Origin of the sequence: Metapseudomonas otitidis, assembly GCF_900111835.1 — a bacterium.
GTDB classification, from domain to species: domain Bacteria; phylum Pseudomonadota; class Gammaproteobacteria; order Pseudomonadales; family Pseudomonadaceae; genus Metapseudomonas; species Metapseudomonas otitidis.
Map to the genome: position 1 here is coordinate 64,491 of NZ_FOJP01000020.1, position 18,362 is coordinate 82,852.

An 18,362-nucleotide genomic window follows, 5' to 3' on the forward strand; every position below is an offset into this window, starting at 1 on the left:
CGCCGATCGTTTTTCATCCTTTTACGCACACGACCTGACGCAGGGTATGCACCACTTCCACCAGCTCGCGCTGGGCGTGCATCACGGCGTCGATATCCTTGTAGGCCATGGGGATCTCGTCGATCACGTCCTCGTCCTTGCGGCATTCCACATGGGCGGTGGCGCGAATCTGGTCGTCCACGGTGAACAGTTTCTTCGCCTTGGTACGGCTCATGGTGCGGCCGGCGCCGTGGCTGCAGGAGCAGAACGCCTCCTCGTTACCCAGGCCGCGCACGATGAAGCTGCGCGCGCCCATGGAGCCCGGGATGATGCCCAGCTGGCCCTTCTGCGCCGATACCGCGCCCTTGCGGGTCACCAGGACTTCCTGGCCGAAGTGCTGTTCCTTCTGCACGTAGTTGTGGTGGCAGTTCACCGCTTCCAGGTTGGCCTCGAAGGGTTTCTTGATCACCGTACGCGCCGCCGCGATCACGGCGTGCATCATCATCGCGCGGTTCTGCTTGGCGAAGTCCTGGGCCCAGCCCACGGCCTCCACGTAGTCGTCGAAGTGCTGGCTGCCTTCTTCGAAGTAGGCCAGGTCGCGGTCCGGCAGGTTGGCGATGTGCTGGCGCATATCGGCCTGGGCCAGTTCGATGAACAGGCTGCCGATGGCGTTACCCACACCGCGCGATCCGCTGTGGAGCATGAACCAGACGCGCTGGGCCTCGTCCAGGCAGACCTCGATGAAGTGGTTGCCGGTTCCCAGGGTTCCCAGGTGCTTGCGGTTGTTGGTCTTCTCCAGGCGCGGGTACTTGTCGGTGATCACCTTGAAGCGCCCGGCCAGGGCCGACCAGGCGTGGTCCGCCAGCTCCGGCACGTCTTCCCAGGCGCCCTTGTCTCGACCACCGCGGGACACGCTGCGCCCATGGGGCACGGCCTTCTCGATGGCGCTACGCAGGCCGGCCAGGTTGTCCGGCAGGTCGGAGGCGGTCAGCGAGGTGCGCGCGGCGATCATTCCGCAACCGATGTCCACACCCACGGCGGCCGGGATGATGGCGCCGACGGTGGGGATCACGCTGCCGATGGTCGACCCCTTGCCCAGGTGCACGTCCGGCATCACGGCCAGGTGCTTGAAGATGAAGGGCATCTTCGCGGTGTTGATCAGTTGCTTGCGCGCGTCGTCCTCCACCGGTACGCCCTGGGTCCAGAGCTTGATCGGCTTGCCGTTGGCGACTTCCAGCAGGTTGTAGTGCTTTTCCATGGTTCCTTCTTTCCTTTCAAAACGGCGACAAGTCGGGTGAAACGGCATCGCGCTCTATCCGATTGAGCTACGGCCCCGGAGAGCCGGCGGGAGTCGAACCCGCAACCACGACGTCCTGTAGTTCCACCGGCATTCGCCGGGCAAATTCGGTTGGCCGCCTGGACGGCCGGGGTGCAGCGACAAGGGATGTGGACATGAATTGCTCTACCCGCTGAGCTACCCGTTGCCGGGGCGGGGCTCGAACCCGCGACACATGTAATGCCCGTTGCATTCGCTGCCGACCCTTGCGGGCCGTGGTGAAACAGGTGCGACGACAAAAGGTGGTGAAACGTTTTCGTGTTCTACCGTTGAACTACGGCCCCGCAGTATTGGAGCCGACGGGATTCGAACCCGCATCTCGACCGTTGGAGGGTGTAGTTCCACCGGCATTCGTCGCAAAACTCAAGGTGGCACGACAAGGGAAGGTGACTGTTCCGCGTTGCCGCGGGCCGGAATCGAACCGGCTCAACCGATGTACAGCCACCTGTATTCGTGCCGCGCGCTACGGTGACAAGGGTGTGCAGGGACATCGGTGATGGAGTCCCGGCAGCATTCGCCGTCTCGCGCTTCAACGCATTGCGGGCCCCACCCCATTGCGGGGCCCTTGATTACTCCGTATCGCTACAGCTCGGTCGCCTCGATCAGCTCGACCCAGTGCCGCGCGCCGTATTCGCCACTGGCGAACTGGGCGATCACATCGAATACCGCATCGCCGAAACCGCCGACGTTGAGGATGTCCTGCTGCTCCTGCGCCTGGGTGGTGCCGTAGGGCTGGATGTCGATGCAGACCATCTTCGCCTTCGGGTTCAGCCGCTTCAGCTGCTGCCACTGGAGCATGGTTTCGGTGGCGCCGCGCCGCTTGGCGTCGATCCAGGATTCGTTGTCCGAAACCAGGATCAGCGTGTCCACCTTGGCCTTCTCCTTCACCAACTGCGCCAGCGGTGCCGAGCAGTTGGTGCCACCGCCGCCGATCGAGGCCAGCTTCTGCGCGTTGCTCATCACGCTGTCACGCGGGTTGAGGCGCACGTCCACCACCTGGTTCTCGAACGGCATCACCCGCGCCGCCGGCTGCTTGCGCAGCACCGCCGCCGCCATCAGGGCCGCCACGTCGATGCAGCGCACCGTGCTGGTGGCGCCCTGGCGGTAGCCGGTGGCCGGGCTCTGCATGGAGCCGGATACGTCCGGGCACACCACCACGTTGCCGCTCAGCGCCGGCACGTTGGCCAGCGACAGTTCCAGGGCGTCCTGCAGCGCCTCGCGCACCGGTCCCGGTACGTCGTTGCCGGCCATCGTGTAGGCGGTCAGCAACTGGTACGGGTAGACCCGTGACTTGGCCACCGCTTCCCGGTCCGCCAGCCGCGCGGCAACCGTATAGGCCGCGCCGGGCAACTGGAACACACCGTGGCGCGCCAGGGTGTTGAGGTTCATCCGCAGGGCCTGCCAGCCCATGCGCTGTGCCTGTTCCAGCCATTGCGCGGCGCTCAGCTGACGGTCACCCAGCAACTGGAAGGGCACGTCCGGCAGCTCGTCGCTGGCGCCGCTGCGGAAGGCCAGCAGGGCGCGGGTCAGCGGCGGCAGCGCGTCGGCATCCGCCGGCTTGCCGAGTACCCAGGCGAAGAAGGCTTCACGCCAGGCTTCGCTCGGTTTCGGGTGGACCATCTTCAGCACGTCCGCCAGGGACGGCTGGTTGCCGATCGCGGCCTGCAGCAGCTGGCGCTCGCTGGCGGTGTTCAGCCACGCCTGCACCAGGCGCTTGGGCTGCGTACCGAGCGATTTGCGACCGGTCACGCCGCTGCGCAGGATCTGCACCACGTTGCGCAGCATCTTGCCGTTGTCCACCACCTGGCCGAAAACCGCCGGCAGCAGGGAGGAACGTTGCGCCGCCAGGGCGGCTACCAGCAGGGCCGGCATGTCCTTCATGTGGCCGGCACGGCGGGCATACACGGCGGTCTTGGCCACGAAGGCCGCGTCCAGCTGGGCCACCAGGGCCAGCACCTCGGCCAGTTGCTCGGGGGCGTCGGCGTAGAAGGTCTGGTTCAGGCAACCGGTCATCGCCAGCTGGGCCAGCTTGTGCTTCGGTTGCAGGGCGTAGGCACCGGCCTTGCTGCGGTTGTACGTATCCACCTGCGGCAGGCTGGCTGCCTGGGTGTTGAAGAGGGCGGTGTTGGCCATCGTGGCGTCTCGCTCTGTTGTCCTTTCGTTGACAGGGATATAGCGAGGCGCGTGCCAACTTCGTTTTCGTGCCGAAAATATTTTTCAACTGATTGATATTTAAGGGTTTTATTTTTATTCGAGATTTTCGGGTGCAGAATCTCAAGTCGACTGCTGCATGGTTTTCCTATTCATGGATATACGGAATTATCTTTTTAGATAAACTGCCGCTCTTTCAATCGTCTTCGAGTCGCCAGCGGCAAGTGCCGTGGCGGAGGAATGAACATGAGCCGCAAGACCGTTGCCATCGGCTTCGTTGGCGCGACCCTGGACCGCATGGGCAAGGGCGCCGACCGCTGGAACAAATGGCGCCCCACTGTGGGCCTGTGCCAGCAGCCGGACCTGCTGGTGGACCGGCTGGAGCTGATCCACGGCAGCGATGCCCGCGACCTGGGCCTGTCCCAGCGCATCAAGGGCGACGTAGAGCAGGTGTCGCCGCAGACCGAGGTGCGCCTGCACGAGATGCCGCTGCGCAACCCCTGGGACTTCGAGGAGGTGTATGGCGCGCTGCATGACTTCGTCAGCGCCTACCGCTTCGACACCGAGCACGAGGACTACCTGGTGCACATCACCACCGGCACCCACGTGGCGCAGATCTGCTGGTTCCTGCTTACCGAGGCGCGCTACCTGCCAGCGCGGCTGGTGCAGACCTCGCCGGGCCGGCGCCGAGACGAGGATCGCCACAACATCGGCACCCATTCGCTGATCGACCTCGACCTGTCCCGTTATGACCGCATCGCCTCGCGCTTCCAGCGCGAACAGCTGGAAGGGCTGGAGCTGCTGAAGTCGGGCATCGCCACGCGCAACCCGGCGTTCAACCGCAGCATCGAGCAGATCGAGCGGGTGGCGGTGCGTTCGCGGGCGCCGATGCTGCTGATCGGTCCCACCGGTGCGGGCAAGTCCTTCCTGGCGCGGCGGGTGTACGAACTCAAGCGGGCCAGGCACCAGGTGGCGGGGCGCTTCGTCGAGGTGAACTGCGCCACCCTGCGCGGCGACGGTGCCATGTCGGCGCTGTTCGGCCACCTCAAGGGCGCCTTCACCGGCGCGCAGAGCGCCCGTGACGGCCTGCTGCGGGCGGCGGACGGCGGCATGCTGTTCCTCGACGAGATCGGTGAGCTGGGCCTGGACGAGCAGGCCATGCTGCTCAAGGCCATCGAGGAGAAGCGCTTCTTCCCCATGGGCGCCGACCGCGAGGTGGAGAGCGACTTCCTGCTGATCGCCGGCACCCACCGCGACCTGCGCACGCGGGTGGCCGAAGGGCTGTTCCGCGAGGACCTGTTCGCCCGCATCAACCTCTGGACCTTCGAGCTGCCGGGCCTGGCGGGGCGCCGCGAGGACATCGAGCCGAACATCGACTTCGAGCTGGAACGCCACGCCCGCGACCAGGGGCGCCTGGTGCGCTTCAACCTGGAGGCGCGGCGTCGCTACCTGGCGTTCGCCTGTTCCGCCGAAGCGCGCTGGAGCGGCAACTTCCGCGAGCTGTCGGCGTCCATCACGCGCATGGCGACCCTGGCCGACAGCGGCCGCATCGACGAGGCGCTGGTGCAGGAGGAGATCGACCGGCTGCGCCGCGCCTGGGGCCATGAGTCCGGTCCGGACGATGGCCTGGCGGCGCTGCTGGGGGAGCGCCTGGCCGAGCTGGACCGCTTCGACCGCTTGCAACTGGCAGCGGTGGTGGCGGTGTGCCGCGAGGCGAGCAGCCTGTCCGAGGCCGGGCGGCTGCTCTACGACGTTTCGCGCCAGGCCAAGGCGCAACCCAATGACGCGGACCGGTTGCGCAAGTACCTGGGCAGGTTCGGCCTGGAGTGGAAGGACCTGGCGCGGTAGGGCGTGAAGGCGCGGGCTCACGGTGAGCGTGCCGATCCGGGCACAGCCGGTACCGGCGTGCTCGGCTATCCTGTCGGCCTTTTTCACCCGCCATGCAAGGATCGCCCATGAGCCTTCCCCTGTCCGTCGAGCAGTTGCGCGAGCGCTGCGCCGCCGGAGACGCCTTCGATTACCTGTACTTCTGGGGCCACACCTCGGCACCGGGCGCGCCGCTGGGCAAGGCCTGCTTCAGCCAGTGGTTCAAGTCGCCCTTCGTGCTGGAGGGCGTCCGCTATGCCACGTCGGAGCACTGGATGATGGCCGGCAAGGCACGCCTGTTCGGCGATGAGCCTGCACTGAAGGCCGTGCTCGCGGCGCGTACGCCGGCCGATGCCAAGGCCGTCGGGCGGGAGGTGCGCGGGTTCGATGAGGCCCGTTGGCTGGCCGCCCGCTTCGACCTGGTGGTGGCAGGCAACCAGGCCAAGTTCGAGCAGAACGCCGAGCTGCGCCGGGTGCTGCTGGCCACGGCCGGTCGGGTGCTGGTGGAAGCCAGCCCGGTGGACCCGGTGTGGGGCATCGGCCTGGCCGAGGCGGATGCGGCGGCCCGTACCCCGGCCACCTGGCGCGGGCTCAACCTGCTGGGCTTTGCGTTGATGGCGGTGCGCGAGCGCCTGGCGGTGGCGCAGCCGATGCAGGAGGTGTGCGAATGAACGCCTTCAGCGCGGAAGACCTCCAGCGCCTGGCTCGGCATGGCCTGGTGCTGTTCGGCGGGCGGCTGATCCACCAGGCGCAGCCGCCCGTCACCGACGAGCAACTGGCCGAGGTGGAGCGCCGCGTCGGCCGCCCGCTGCCGCCGGCCCTGGTGCGGCTGTGGCGCGTCGCCTATGGCGGCGTGCTGGATTACGACCTGCGGGTGGATTACCAGGGCCACATCCATCCCTATTCGCTGCGGGAGCTGTTCTACCCCGGCAGCGATGGCTACAACGACCTCTGGGGCTGGCTGGAGCACGAGCAGGAGTGGGCCCGGCAGATCGCCGAGGAGGAGGGCCGCGAGTGGGACGGGCGGCTGGACTTCCTGCCTATCGGCGGCTTCGAGTACCTGGAGCGGCTGTATGTCTGCGTCGAGCCCGGGGACTACTTCGGCCGCGTCTACGCCTGGAGCCAGGGCCTGCCGCCGGCCTGGGCGATGCGCCTGCACGAGGATGCCTTCGCCCGGGTGGCCGATGACCTGGAGGGGCTGTTCGCCCAGTTGGCCTACGAGCGCGACCCGCTGGCGGAGGATGCCGACGGTTCCGGCCTGGAGCTGCTGGAGGCGCTGATCCCGCTGGAGGAAGGCGATGCCGCCGACCAGGCCCTGGCCGAACGGGTGAAGGCCTGCCTGGGCGACCTGGTGCTGGATTGGCAGGCGGCGCTGGACGCTGGCTCCATCGCTGCACGACCCGACCTGCAGCGCCTGGCCCTGGAGCATGCGGTGGAGGCCGACGACACGGCCCTGCTGGAGCGGCTGGAGGCGTCAGGTGTTGAGCTTGGCCAACTGATCCGCGGCGGGGTCAACGGGCCGGTGTTCGCCCGCCTGCTCAAGCAGGACGCGGCCCAGGCCTGGTTCGCCGCGCGCGGCATCGCGGAGCGCCAGCGCGAGGACGCTCAGTAGTGGTACCAGCGCAGTTGCAGCATCACCTGGTTGTCGTCCCCGGCGAGGTGGCTGAACGAGCGCTCCGCCGACAGTCGCAGGCCCAGTTGTTGGCTCAGTTCCCACTGCTGGGCCAGTGACAGCCGGCGGCGCACCTCGCCGTTGTGGAAGTAGTCCCCGGCGGCTTCCAGGCTGAGGGTGCCGAGGCGGTTGTGCCAGAGCAGGCCGGTGTCGAAGCCGCCCGCGCCGGCGACGAAGGCGGCGAAGTCCGGGTTGTGTTCCACGCGGGCCGTGGCCAGTGCGTAGTAGAGCGCGTCGTCCCCCAGTTGCCAGGTGGCCCCGGCGCCGCCGTTGAGGTGGCTCGCCAGGGTTTCGTCGCCGTCCTTCCCGGGCACCCGCTCCAGGCCGCCGGCGACCTGCCAGGACCAGGGCTGCAGCAGGGCGGTGCGGGGTGTCAGCGAGCGGATGGTGGCGAAGTCCAGCTGCTGCAGTTGCCAGTGGTTTTCCTCGTACTGGCGCAGCTTGAGCTGGAGGATTTCGATCTGGGCCCCGAGGGGGAAGCCCGCCAGGTTGTCCTGCAGGTCGTGGTAGGCCATGCGCAGGCCGTACTCGGCGTAGGCGCGGTCTTCGCGGCTGCCCAGGCCCAGTTGCCAGGTGCGCGAGTCGTGGCCGTCCTCGGGCAGGGCCGGGCGTTCCACGTCGAGGGCGGGCGGCGGGTTGCGGTTGATCGCCTGCAGCAGCTGGAAGCCACGCTGTGCGCGGTCCTTGTCGCGCTCTTCGCCGGCGCTGCGGTAGCGGTCCAGGCGGAAGGCGGCATCCTGCACCAGCGCCCGGCGCGGGGCCGGCAGGGCCTGGAACTCGGGGGCCTGCAGCAGCGAGGCGTCGTCGGCCAGGCGCAGGGCCCACTGCTGTTCCACGGGCTCCAGCGGTTCGGCACGGACGGCCAGCTCCCGCTCGCGGGAGGGGCGGAAGTCGATGCGGTCCACCAGCCCGGCGCTCTTCACCGCGCGCACGGTGTCGGTAGGGATGGCGGTGAGGGGGAACTGCTCGGTCAGCTCGGTGCCGGGGCGGGCGATCTCCAGCAGCTCCAGCAGGCGGTAGGAGCAGTTCTCGTCGAAGAAGAAGTAGTCGAAGCGCACCTGCTTCAGTTCCCACACGTGCTCGACCATGCGCCCGGTCTCCTCGGGGCTGAGGTTGAGCCGGTACTCCCACAGGTCGCGGTTCTCCAGGCGGCTGTATTCCTTGAGTTTGTCGCGGTAGGGGACCAGTGCGAAGAGCCCGGGGTAGCCGCCCATCAGGCCTTTCCAGGCGTAGAGGATGCTGTTGTCGGCGCCTTCGATGAAGGCACCGAAGTTGAGCGCGTAGCTGAGCAGGGCGGTGTTGTTCTCGTCCACATCGCTCTGGTCGATGCGCAGCAGGGTGTGGCCGAACATCGAGGAGGGGCTGTTGAGGTAGGCCGCCGGGAACACCAGCACGGTGCTGTGGGGGTTGATGTCCTGGAACCACTGGCGGTATTCGCTGCACGCCGGGGCGGGCAGGTCGCGCAGGTCCAGCTGTTCGCGCAGCCAGCGGGTGCGGGCGGGGTAGACGCACTGGGGGTGGCGGTCGCCGAGGGCCGGGTCCTGGTACAGCGCCTGGACGGTGGCGCCGAGTTCCGCTTCCGGGCTGTGTGCGCCCTCGGGTGAAAGGAAGAAGCGCCCGTCGTCGACGTAGCTGCGCCAGCCGCCGAGCTTGCCGCGCTCGTAGTGGCCGAGGGCGATCCAGTAGGGGTCGTTGGCCAGGCGCTGCAGTGTCTCCACGGGGATGGGCGTGGCGGCCAGCAGGGCATTGCAGGTGAGCAGCAGCGGGAGAAGGAGGATCCGTTTCAACGGGCGGCTCGCTTTGCCTGGGGAAGGGGGCGAGCTTTCGTGAAGGGCGGGGCGGGTGTCAAGCAAGGTCAGGCGAGGGATTTTCGCAAGCCGTGACGGGGCTCGCCGCCACACGCGGAACGCCTTGCCACGCGCTTCCGGCGAGCGCCAGAATGCGGCCATCTCCCGCGTCGCCCACAAGGATTCCCGATGCCCGCTCCATTCGCTGCTTCCCTTCGCCTGGCTCCTGAGGCGCTCACCCGCTGCTTCGACGCTGGCCAGTTCTCCTTCACCACCACCGACGACCTCGAGCCCTTCCGTGGCGTGCTCGGCCAGGAGCGCGCGGTGGAGGCCCTGCAATTCGGCGTGGCGATGCCCCGCGCCGGCTACAACGTCTACGTCATGGGCGAGCCGGGTACCGGCCGCTTCTCCTTCGTGCAGCGCTACCTCAAGGCCGAGGGCAAGCGCCTGGCGACCCCGGAGGACTGGGTCTACGTCAACCATTTCGACGAGCCCCGCGAGCCCCGCGCGCTGCGCCTGCCGCCGGGCGAGGCGAACGCCTTCATCGCCGACATCGGCCAGCTTGTGGATAACCTGCTGGCCACCTTCCCGGCGGTGTTCGAGACGCCCACCTTCCAGCAGAAGAAGAGCGCCATCGACCGCGGCTTCAACCAGCGCTATGACCGCGCGCTGGACGTGATCGAGCGCCTGGCCCTGGAGAAGGACGTGGCGCTGTACCGCGATGCATCGAACATCGCCTTCACCCCGATGAAGGACGGCAAGGCGCTGGACGAGGCGGACTTCGCCCAGTTGCCGGAAGCCGAGCGCGAGCGCTTCCACGATGACATCGCGCTGCTGGAGGAGCGCCTCAACGAGGAACTGGCCAGCCTGCCGCAATGGAAGCGCGAGTCGAGCAACCAGCTGCGCCAGCTCAACGAGGAGACCATCACCCAGGCGCTGCAGCCGCTCTTGGCACCGCTCTCGGAGAAGTACGCGGAGAACGCCGGTGTGGTGGCTTATCTGCAGGCGATGCAGGTGAACCTGCTGAAGACCGTGGTCGACCAGTTGCTGGACGACAAGCCGGACGTGCAGCGCCGCGAGATGCTGGAGGAGCAGTACTGCCCCAGCCTGGTGGTGGGGCACCCCGATGGCAGCGGGGCACCGGTGGTGTTCGAGCCGCACCCGACCTACGACAACCTGTTCGGGCGCATCGAGTACGGCACCGACCAGGGCGCGCTCTACACCAGCTATCGCCAGCTGCGCCCGGGTGCGCTGCACCGCGCCAACGGCGGGTTCCTGGTGCTGGAGGCGGAGAAGATGCTCAGCGAGCCCTTCGTCTGGGATGCGCTGAAGCGCGCGCTGCATTCGCGCCAGCTGAAGATGGAGTCGCCGCTGGCCGAGCTGGGCCGCCTGGCCACCGTGACCCTGACGCCCCAGGTGATCCCGCTGCAGGTGAAGGTGGTGATCATCGGGTCGCGCCAGCTGTATTACACGTTGCAGGACCTGGACCCGGACTTCCAGGAGATGTTCCGGGTGCTGGTGGACTTCGATGAAGAGATCGACTTCAACGAGGAGACCCTGGAACAGTTCGCCCAGTTGCTGAAGACCCGTACCACCGAGGAAGGCATGGCGCCGCTGAGCGCGGATGCCGTGGCGCGCCTGGCGACCTACAGCGTGCGCCTGGCGGAGAACCAGCGGCGGCTGTCGGCGAAGATCGGCGACCTGTTCCAGCTGCACAGCGAGGCGGACTTCCTGCGTCAGCTGGCCGGTGAGCCGGTGACCAACGCCGAACACGTGGAGCGGGCGCTGAAGGCCAAGGCCACGCGCACCGGCCGGGTGTCGGCGCGCATCCTCGACGACATGCTGGCCGGCACCATCCTGATCGACACCGAGGGAGCGGCCGTGGGCAAGTGCAACGGCCTCACCGTGCTGGAGGTAGGGGACTCGGCGTTCGGCGTGCCGGCGCGGATCTCCGCCACCGTCTACCCCGGCGGTTCGGGCATCGTCGACATCGAGCGCGAGGTCAACCTGGGCCAGCCGATCCACTCCAAGGGGGTGATGATCCTCACCGGCTACCTGGGCAGCCGCTACGCCCAGGAGTTTCCCCTGGAGATTTCCGCGAGCATCGCGCTGGAGCAGTCCTACGGCTATGTGGACGGCGACAGCGCCTCCCTGGGCGAGGCCTGCACGCTGATCTCGGCGCTGTCGCGCACGCCGCTGAAGCAGTGCTTCGCCATCACCGGTTCGATCAACCAGTTCGGCGAGGTGCAGGCCGTGGGCGGGGTGAACGAGAAGATCGAAGGCTTCTTCCGCCTGTGCGAAGCCCGGGGGCTGACGGGCGAGCAGGGGGTGATCATTCCCCACGCCAACGTCACCAACCTGATGCTCGACGAGCGGGTGGTGCAGGCCGTGCGCAAGGGCCAGTTCCATGTCTACGCCGTGCGCCAAGCCGATGAGGCCCTGAGCCTGCTGGTGGGCGAGCCGGCCGGTGCGCCGGACGAGAAGGGCCGCTTCCCGGCGGGCAGCATCAATGCACGCGTAGTGGCCCGCCTGCGGGAGATCGCCGAGATGGGCATGGAGGAAGAGGAGAAGGCCCCCGTCAAGGAGGCGGAGGCTGTTGCTGCTGCCGTCGCTGCCGAGAAGGCACCGGAGCCCGCCAAGCCGAAGCGCAAGGCGCCCACCCGGAAGGCACCTGCGGCCGACGGTGGCAAGGCCTCGGAATGATCTGACAGACGGTTTGACGCCGTGCCAGGGAGGGCGCGGCTGGTCAGGCTTCGAGCAAGGCCCCGCAGCACAGGCGGGGCGGCGCTTCGGCGGTTTTGCCGACATTCATTCCACAGGGTTATCCACAGAAGGCGTGGATAAGAATTCCTCGCTTTCCCAGGTTTTCGGGGTGTAGGCTGGGCGCCAGGTCCACGCGAGGAATGTCGTCATGTCCCGCACCCTCTGCCTTACCCGTCAATGCCTGGGGCTGGTCACCCGTATCGAATGCGTGATCCTGCCGCTGGCCGGTGACAACGGTCTGTGGACCCTCATCTGTGCGGCCGGCATTTCCGGCACCCAACCTTCTGCCATTCGCGCCCAGGGCCCGTTCCATGGGCCTTTCGTCGCCGAATCGGTGATGGCAAGCATCGCGGATTGCCTGGGCGAGCTGGGCTACTGCCCCTGCGAGGAACCCATGACCTGGCGCCTGCACCAGCAGGCGGAGCTGCGTCGCCTGAACCAGACGCGAGGGCGCACGCTGGGGAATTGCCTGTCACGCCCGGACAGTTGATGGCGGTTTTTCGCGCACCCGTTGCAAGGCCGCAGGCGCAGGCGGTGGCAGCGATCCTTGCAGTGCTCATGCACAGGGTTATCCACAGCTTTCGGGGATATTTCCGGGCGTTTCATTCTGTTTTTCTGTAGGAAAGTGCTCGCTATACTCGCCGCCATTTCCACCCCCTGCTGCGAGGCTCCATGGAACGCTTTTTGGAAAACTCGATGTACGCGGCGCGCTGGCTGCTGGCGCCCATCTACTTCGGCCTGTCGCTGGCGCTGCTGGCGCTGGCGCTGAAGTTCTTCCAGGAGATCTACCACGTCATTCCCCATGTCTTCGAGAAGACCGAGGGTGAGCTGATCCTGGTGCTGCTCTCGTTGATCGACATGTCCCTGGTGGGCGGCCTGCTGGTGATGGTGATGTTCTCCGGCTACGAGAACTTCGTGTCGCAGCTGGACATCGACGAGAACAAGGAGAAGCTCAGCTGGCTGGGCAAGATGGACTCCGGTTCGCTGAAGATGAAGGTGGCGGCGTCCATCGTGGCGATCTCGTCCATCCACCTGCTGCGGGTCTTCATGGATGCGCAGAACATCGATAACGACAAGATCCTCTGGTACGTGGTGGTGCACATGACCTTCGTGGTCTCGGCGTTCGCCATGGGCTACCTGGACAAGATGAGCAAAAGCAGCCACTGAACCTTGCTGCAACGGCCGCCCGCCCGCCTTCCAGGCCGGCAGGCGGTTTCGTTTCCGGGGTAGGGCGGTGCGGGGGGCTGTGCTAGTCTGGCCGACCTTTTTTCCCTGTGCGGAGCCCGGCCATGTCCGAACTCGATCTTTCCAGTGATGAATCCCGCGTCAGCTACGGCATTGGCCGCCAGTTGGGTGACCAGATCCGTGACAACCCCCCGCCCGGCGTGAGCATCGATGCCGTGGTCGCCGGCCTGCGCGACGCCTTTGCCGGCCAGGAAAGCCGTGTCGACGCGGCCGACCTGAACGCGGCGTTCCGGGTCATCCGCGAGCGCATGCAGGCCCAGGCCCAGGCCAAGGCTGAAGCGGCGGCTGGCGAAGGCCGCGCCTACCTGGCAGAGAACGCCAAGCGCGAAGGCGTGACCGTGCTGCCGTCCGGCCTGCAGTTCGAGGTGCTGGTGGCAGGCGAGGGCGCCAAGCCGTCGGCCGAAGACACCGTGCGCACCCACTACCACGGCACGCTGATCGACGGCACCGTGTTCGACAGCTCCTACAACCGTGGCGAGCCGGCCGAGTTCCCGGTGGGTGGCGTGATCCCGGGCTGGGTCGAGGCCCTGCAACTGATGAATGCCGGCAGCAAGTGGCGCCTGCACGTGCCCAGCGAGCTGGCCTATGGCGCGCAGGGTGTGGGCAGCATCCCGCCCCACAGCGTGCTGGTGTTCGACGTGGAGCTGCTGGCGATCCTCTGATCCCGCAAAGAGCGATGCCCGGGCTGGCCGTCCTGGCCCGCCCGGGCACCTGCGGGGCCTTGTCGGCCCCGTTTGCAGGCGGGCGCCCCGGGGCGCCCGCTTGCGGGTGGCGCGTCCTGCACCACCCGGATCTCCGTCATGCCAGGTGGGCGTCCTGTTGCGGCCTCAAGGCCCGCGCGTAGCAGAATAGGAAGAGGTTGCGCACCAGTTCCTTGAGCACCAGCGGCTCGCTGGAGTTCAGCCCGGCGAGGTCGAGGTCGCCCTGGTCACGCAGTTCGTCGAGGGCTTCTTCTTCCAGCACGGCGCAGATTTCCCCGGTTTCACGGTGGAGGATGCGCAGGTAGGGGTGGGGGCGATCCAGCCAGGCATCGATCAGGTAGGTCATGGCTCATCTCCTTGAAAAGCTGTGAGATGAGAATAATTCCTATTATCAAAATAGCAAGGGTCTATCGGTGCCTTTCGTCGCCAGCTGTTTCCTGCGGGCATGAAAAAGCCCGCCATGTGAGGCGGGCTTTCCGGTGGGCGCTCTGGCTCAGTGTGTGCGGGCGACGGCGAACTGCGTCAGCTCGATCATGGCGTCGCGGTGCTCGCTGGGCGGCAGGGCATCCAGGCAGGCGATGGCGCGCTCGGCATAGTCGCGGGCGAGGCGGGCGGTGTAGTCGAGGGCGCCGGCGGCTTCCACGGCTTCGCGGATGCCTTCCAGGTCCTGGCTGCCGCCTTGCTGGATGGCCTTGCGGACCAGTGCGGCCTGCTCGGGGCTACCGTCACGCATGGTGACGATCAGCGGCAGGGTCGGCTTGCCTTCGGCGAGGTCGTCACCGACGTTCTTGCCGAGGGTGGCGGCGTCGCCACGGTAGTCGAGCAGGTCGTCCACCAGTTGGAAGGCGATGCCCAGGTAGTCACCGAAGGTCCGCAGGGCTTCGGCCTGGGCTTCGCTGGCGCCGGCGAGTACGGCGGCACTGTGGGTGGAGGCCTCGAAGAGCATCGCGGTCTTGCCGCGGATGACTTCCATATAGGTCTCTTCAGTGGTACTGGCGTCGCGGATCTTCGACAGCTGCAGCACTTCACCTTCGGCGATGACGCGAGTGGCCTGGGAAATGATGCGCATCACCGGCATGGAGCCCAGCTCGACCATCATTTCGAAGGAGCGCGCGTAGAGGAAGTCGCCCACCAGTACGCTCGGCGCGTTGCCCCACAGGGCATTGGCGGTGGAGCGGCCGCGACGCAGGCCCGAGGCATCGACGACGTCGTCGTGCAGCAGGGTGGAGGTGTGCAGGAATTCGATGGTGGCGGCCAGCAGGCGCAGCTGGTCGCCGCCGAACCCGAGGGCATTGCCGCTGAGCAGGACCAGCAGCGGGCGCAGGCGCTTGCCGCCGGCGGAGACGATGTAGTCGCCGATTTTCTCGACCAGGGGTACGCGGGAGGTGAGTTGCCGACGGATGATGTCGTCGACTGCGGTAAAATCGTCCGCCACCACGCGGTAGAAGGCCTGGGGTTGCATCAGCGAGGGGTGCTCCTTTGAGAATGCGCGGCATGCTAGGGGGCGGGTAGGGGGCTGTCAAGGCAAGCCCCGCCGGTGCTTGCGCGGCTTTTGCAGCTTGCGTACAATCGCGGCCCCTGAACTTCCTTGGGCATTTCCCTGCCTTACGCAATTGCACGGGTTCCAGTTCCGGCCCCATGCAGCCATGCCGACCCATTCCTCTTTCTATAAAGCGTCGGGTGAGCAGGTTTAACGGAGAAAATCCATGTACGCAGTTATCGTTACCGGCGGCAAGCAGTACAAAGTCGCTGAAGGTGAATTCCTGAAGATCGAGAAGCTGGAAGTCGCCACTGGCGAATCCGTGACTTTCGATCGCGTTCTGCTGATCGGCAATGGCGACGACGTGAAAATCGGCGCTCCGGTTGTCGATGGCGCCAAAGTGGTTGCCGAAGTGGTCTCTCAAGGCCGTCACGACAAGGTTCGCATCATCAAGTTCCGTCGTCGTAAGCACCACATGAAGCGTCAGGGCCACCGCCAGTGGTTCACTGAAATCAAAATCACCGGCATCCAGGCCTAATTTCCTTTTTGGAGGATTTGACTCATGGCACACAAAAAAGCTGGCGGTTCTACCCGCAACGGTCGCGACTCAGAAAGTAAACGCCTTGGCGTGAAACTGTACGGCGGCCAGGTCATCAAGGCCGGCAACATCATCGTTCGTCAGCGTGGCACCAAGTTCCACGCCGGCGTTGGCGTTGGCCTGGGCAAGGACCACACCCTGTTCGCGAAAGTGGACGGCGTTGTGAAGTTCGAGGTCAAAGGCGCCTTCGGTCGCAAGTACGTGAGCGTCGTCGCGGCCTAATCGCGATCTCGCTGCAAAAGCCCTGTCTCGCGACGGGGCTTTTTTGTTTCTGACAGCGGAAACTGCGCGTAGCGCCGGCTCCCTGTATCCTTGTGTTCCTTTTTAATTGGCCCGCCACCGTGGCGGGAGGCTTCCTGATGAAATTCGTCGATGAAGTTTCGATCTTTGTAAAAGCAGGCGACGGCGGCAATGGCCTGATGAGTTTCCGTCGCGAAAAATTCATTGAGAAAGGCGGCCCCAACGGTGGTGATGGTGGCGACGGCGGTTCCGTGTACATGGAAGCCGATCCGAACCTCAACACCCTGGTGGATTACCGCTATACCCGTCGTTTCGATGCCCAGCGTGGCGAGAACGGCGGCAGCAAGGACTGCACCGGCCGCAAGGGCGAAGACCTTGTCCTGCCGGTGCCGGTCGGCACTACGGTGATTGATGCCGGTACCCAGGAAATCATTGGTGACCTGACCGTGCCCGGTCAGCGCCTGCTGGTGGCCCAGGGTGGTTGGCACGGGCTGGGGAATACCCGCTTCAAGTCCAGTACCAACCGCGCGCCGCGCCAGACCACCAAGGGCAAGCCGGGTGAGTCCCGCGACCTCAAGCTGGAGCTGAAGGTGCTGGCTGACGTCGGTCTGCTGGGCCTGCCGAATGCGGGCAAGAGCACATTCATCCGTGCGGTGTCGGCCGCCAAGCCGAAAGTGGCGGATTACCCCTTCACCACCCTGGTGCCGAACCTGGGTGTGGTAAGCGTAGGGCGCTTCAAGAGCTTCGTCGTGGCCGACATCCCTGGGTTGATCGAGGGCGCTGCCGAGGGTGCTGGCCTGGGGATTCGCTTCCTCAAGCACCTGGCGCGTACGCGCCTGCTGCTGCACATCGTCGACATGGCGCCGCTGGACGAGAGCGATCCGGCCGAGGCGGCTGCGACCATCGTCGAGGAGCTGGGGCGCTTCAGTCCGGCGCTGACCGAGCGTGATCGCTGGCTGGTGCTGAACAAGGCCGACCAGCTGCTGGATGAAGAGCGCGAAGCGCGCATGAAAGAGGTGATCCAGCGCCTCGGTTGGGAAGGGCCTGTATTCGTCATCTCCGCCCTGGAGCGCGAGGGGACCGAGGCGCTTTCCCAGGAGATCATGCGTTACCTCGACGAGCGGACCCTGCGCATGGAAGAGGACCCGGCCTACGCCGAGTCGCTCGCCGAGCTGGATCAGCGCATCGAGGACGAGGCGCGTGCTCGCCTGCAGGCCCTGGATGATCGCCGTGCGCTGCGCCGTGCCGGTCTGAAGAGTGCCGATGAGGCCGACGACGATGATGATTTCTTTGATGACGAGGACGACGGCGACGGGCCGGAGATCTTCTACGTTCCCTGATGACCGCGCCTTCGGGCGCACCGGATGATCGCCATAGGCTGTGCGCCATGGGCCGCACGGCTTTCTAGCTAAGGTTGGAAGATATGCGGGACAAGGTGACTGGCGCGCAGCGCTGGGTGGTGAAGATCGGCAGTGCTTTGCTGACCGCTGATGGACGTGGCCTCGATCGCGATGCCATGGCGGTGTGGGTGGAGCAGATGGTGGCGCTGCGCAATGCGGGCGTCGAACTGGTGCTGGTGTCGTCCGGCGCGGTAGCGGCGGGCATGAGCCGGTTGGGCTGGAACACCCGCCCGAAGGCCATGCACGAGCTGCAGGCTGCGGCTGCCGTCGGCCAGATGGGGCTGGTGCAGGCCTGGGAATCCAGTTTTGCCGAGCACGGCCGTGGCACCGCCCAGATCCTCCTGACTCACGACGACCTTTCCGACCGCAAGCGCTACCTCAATGCGCGCAGCACCCTGCGTGCGCTGGTCGACCTGGGCGTGATTCCCGTCATCAACGAGAACGACACGGTTGTCACCGATGAGATCCGCTTCGGTGACAATGACACCCTGGCGGCCCTGGTGGCCAACCTGGTGGAGGCGGACCTGCTGGTCATCCTCACCGACCGCGATGGCATGTTCGATGCCGATCCGCGTCACAACCCCGATGCCCAGCTGATTTTCGAAGCGCGTGCCGATGACCCGGCGCTGGACGCCGTGGCGGGTGGCACCGGTGGCGCGCTGGGGCGCGGTGGCATGCAGACCAAGCTGCGTGCAGCGCGCCTGGCGGCGCGCTCCGGGGCGCATACGATCATCGTCGGTGGCCGTATCGAGCGCGTGCTGGATCGCCTGAAGAGCGGCGAACGCCTGGGTACGCTCCTGGCGCCCGAGCGCGGCATGCTGGCCGCCCGCAAGCAGTGGCTGGCCGGCCACCTGCAGACCCGCGGCACCCTGGTGCTGGATGCGGGGGCGGTGAAGGCGCTGCGTGCCGATCACAAGAGTCTGCTACCGGTGGGTGTGAAGGCGGTGCAGGGCAGCTTCCGTCGGGGTGAGATGGTGGTCTGTGTCGACCCCGAAGGGGGCGAGGTGGCGCGTGGCCTGGTGAACTACAGCGCTCTGGAAGCGCAGAAGATCATTGGCCAGTCGTCCGAGATGGTGGAGAAGCTGCTGGGCTATGTCGGTGAGCCCGAACTGGTGCACCGGGACAACCTGGTCCTGGTCTGACG

At 66.5% G+C, this 18,362-nt stretch carries 16 protein-coding genes; 11 read left to right on the forward strand and 5 right to left on the reverse strand.

What is annotated here, in order from left to right; translation table 11 throughout:
• Window positions 1-13: 13 nt before the first annotated feature.
• Together BM198_RS23915 and BM198_RS23920 are read right to left on the reverse strand one after the other, a co-directional pair.
• Window positions 14-1,237 (reverse strand): RtcB family protein, encoded by a 1,224-nt coding sequence (locus BM198_RS23915; RefSeq protein WP_074972975.1) that lies wholly within the window; start codon window positions 1,235-1,237, stop codon window positions 14-16.
• 660 nt (window positions 1,238-1,897) lie between these two features.
• Entirely contained in the window at window positions 1,898-3,448 is a 1,551-nt protein-coding gene (locus BM198_RS23920) for a vWA domain-containing protein (protein ID WP_074972977.1), read from the reverse strand.
• Between the two features lie 264 nt (window positions 3,449-3,712).
• Here BM198_RS23920 and rtcR point away from each other — a divergent pair, with 264 nt between their 5' ends.
• From rtcR to BM198_RS23935, 3 genes are all read left to right on the forward strand, one after another.
• On the forward strand, window positions 3,713-5,314 hold the full coding sequence (gene rtcR, locus BM198_RS23925; RefSeq protein WP_074972979.1) for an RNA repair transcriptional activator RtcR: 1,602 nt from the start codon (window positions 3,713-3,715) through the stop codon (window positions 5,312-5,314).
• A 107-nt stretch (window positions 5,315-5,421) separates the two neighbouring features.
• Window positions 5,422-6,003, forward strand: a complete 582-nt coding sequence (locus tag BM198_RS23930; protein WP_074972981.1) for an NADAR family protein — start codon at window positions 5,422-5,424, stop codon at window positions 6,001-6,003.
• Window positions 6,000-6,944, forward strand: a complete 945-nt coding sequence (locus tag BM198_RS23935) for an SMI1/KNR4 family protein (protein ID WP_074972983.1) — start codon at window positions 6,000-6,002, stop codon at window positions 6,942-6,944. Before BM198_RS23930 ends, BM198_RS23935 begins: the two co-directional genes overlap by 4 nt.
• On the opposite strand, the gene BM198_RS23940 is transcribed toward BM198_RS23935, so the two are convergent.
• Entirely contained in the window at window positions 6,938-8,791 is a 1,854-nt protein-coding gene (locus tag BM198_RS23940) for an Lnb N-terminal periplasmic domain-containing protein (RefSeq protein ID WP_083422470.1), read from the reverse strand. The genes BM198_RS23935 and BM198_RS23940 overlap by 7 nt on opposite strands.
• 189 nt (window positions 8,792-8,980) lie before the next feature.
• Here BM198_RS23940 and BM198_RS23945 point away from each other — a divergent pair, with 189 nt between their 5' ends.
• From BM198_RS23945 to BM198_RS23960, 4 genes are all read left to right on the forward strand, one after another.
• The gene (locus tag BM198_RS23945; RefSeq protein ID WP_074972985.1) at window positions 8,981-11,494 is read left to right on the forward strand and encodes a Lon protease family protein; all 2,514 of its coding nucleotides are present in this window, start codon (window positions 8,981-8,983) and stop codon (window positions 11,492-11,494) included.
• 208 nt (window positions 11,495-11,702) lie between these two features.
• On the forward strand, window positions 11,703-12,044 hold the full coding sequence (locus tag BM198_RS23950; RefSeq protein WP_044410422.1) for a PA4575 family protein: 342 nt from the start codon (window positions 11,703-11,705) through the stop codon (window positions 12,042-12,044).
• 182 nt (window positions 12,045-12,226) lie between these two features.
• Window positions 12,227-12,721, forward strand: coding sequence for a TIGR00645 family protein (locus BM198_RS23955; RefSeq protein WP_044410420.1), 495 nt, complete (start codon window positions 12,227-12,229; stop codon window positions 12,719-12,721).
• A 122-nt stretch (window positions 12,722-12,843) separates the two neighbouring features.
• Window positions 12,844-13,461, forward strand: a complete 618-nt coding sequence (locus tag BM198_RS23960) for a BamJ family beta-barrel-assembly machinery protein (protein WP_044410417.1) — start codon at window positions 12,844-12,846, stop codon at window positions 13,459-13,461.
• 136 nt (window positions 13,462-13,597) lie between these two features.
• Here the strand turns inward: BM198_RS23960 and BM198_RS23965 are convergent, their stop codons facing one another.
• Window positions 13,598-13,846, reverse strand: a complete 249-nt coding sequence (locus BM198_RS23965; RefSeq protein ID WP_044410414.1) for a PA4570 family protein — start codon at window positions 13,844-13,846, stop codon at window positions 13,598-13,600.
• Between the two features lie 147 nt (window positions 13,847-13,993).
• A complete protein-coding gene (locus BM198_RS23970) occupies window positions 13,994-14,962 on the reverse strand; it encodes a polyprenyl synthetase family protein (protein WP_074972986.1) in 969 nt (322 codons plus the stop codon).
• Between the two features lie 244 nt (window positions 14,963-15,206).
• Between BM198_RS23970 and rplU the strand changes: the two genes are divergently transcribed.
• The 4 genes from rplU (at window position 15,207) to proB (ending at window position 18,360) form a co-directional block, all read left to right on the forward strand.
• Window positions 15,207-15,518, forward strand: a complete 312-nt coding sequence (rplU, locus tag BM198_RS23975) for a 50S ribosomal protein L21 (protein WP_044410409.1) — start codon at window positions 15,207-15,209, stop codon at window positions 15,516-15,518.
• 24 nt (window positions 15,519-15,542) lie between these two features.
• A complete protein-coding gene (rpmA, locus tag BM198_RS23980) occupies window positions 15,543-15,800 on the forward strand; it encodes a 50S ribosomal protein L27 (protein ID WP_044410405.1) in 258 nt (85 codons plus the stop codon).
• A 137-nt stretch (window positions 15,801-15,937) separates the two neighbouring features.
• Complete coding sequence (cgtA, locus tag BM198_RS23985; RefSeq protein WP_044410402.1) at window positions 15,938-17,158, forward strand: Obg family GTPase CgtA; 1,221 nt, start codon at window positions 15,938-15,940, stop codon at window positions 17,156-17,158.
• An 83-nt stretch (window positions 17,159-17,241) separates the two neighbouring features.
• Window positions 17,242-18,360 (forward strand): glutamate 5-kinase, encoded by a 1,119-nt coding sequence (proB, locus tag BM198_RS23990; RefSeq protein WP_044410399.1) that lies wholly within the window; start codon window positions 17,242-17,244, stop codon window positions 18,358-18,360.
• Window positions 18,361-18,362 lie beyond the last annotated feature (2 nt).

Bases quoted from the DNA above. Each gene is read 5' to 3' on its own strand.
- BM198_RS23915 (WP_074972975.1), bottom strand. From the start codon at position 1,237: ATGGAAAAGCACTACAACCTGCTGGAAGTCGCCAACGGCAAGCCGATC.
- BM198_RS23920 (WP_074972977.1), bottom strand. From the start codon at position 3,448: ATGGCCAACACCGCCCTCTTCAACACCCAGGCAGCCAGCCTGCCGCAG.
- rtcR (WP_074972979.1), top strand. From the start codon at position 3,713: ATGAGCCGCAAGACCGTTGCCATCGGCTTCGTTGGCGCGACCCTGGAC.
- BM198_RS23930 (WP_074972981.1), top strand. From the start codon at position 5,422: ATGAGCCTTCCCCTGTCCGTCGAGCAGTTGCGCGAGCGCTGCGCCGCC.
- BM198_RS23935 (WP_074972983.1), top strand. From the start codon at position 6,000: ATGAACGCCTTCAGCGCGGAAGACCTCCAGCGCCTGGCTCGGCATGGC.
- BM198_RS23945 (WP_074972985.1), top strand. From the start codon at position 8,981: ATGCCCGCTCCATTCGCTGCTTCCCTTCGCCTGGCTCCTGAGGCGCTC.
- BM198_RS23950 (WP_044410422.1), top strand. From the start codon at position 11,703: ATGTCCCGCACCCTCTGCCTTACCCGTCAATGCCTGGGGCTGGTCACC.
- BM198_RS23955 (WP_044410420.1), top strand. From the start codon at position 12,227: ATGGAACGCTTTTTGGAAAACTCGATGTACGCGGCGCGCTGGCTGCTG.
- BM198_RS23960 (WP_044410417.1), top strand. From the start codon at position 12,844: ATGTCCGAACTCGATCTTTCCAGTGATGAATCCCGCGTCAGCTACGGC.
- BM198_RS23965 (WP_044410414.1), bottom strand. From the start codon at position 13,846: ATGACCTACCTGATCGATGCCTGGCTGGATCGCCCCCACCCCTACCTG.
- BM198_RS23970 (WP_074972986.1), bottom strand. From the start codon at position 14,962: ATGCAACCCCAGGCCTTCTACCGCGTGGTGGCGGACGATTTTACCGCA.
- rplU (WP_044410409.1), top strand. From the start codon at position 15,207: ATGTACGCAGTTATCGTTACCGGCGGCAAGCAGTACAAAGTCGCTGAA.
- rpmA (WP_044410405.1), top strand. From the start codon at position 15,543: ATGGCACACAAAAAAGCTGGCGGTTCTACCCGCAACGGTCGCGACTCA.
- cgtA (WP_044410402.1), top strand. From the start codon at position 15,938: ATGAAATTCGTCGATGAAGTTTCGATCTTTGTAAAAGCAGGCGACGGC.
- proB (WP_044410399.1), top strand. From the start codon at position 17,242: ATGCGGGACAAGGTGACTGGCGCGCAGCGCTGGGTGGTGAAGATCGGC.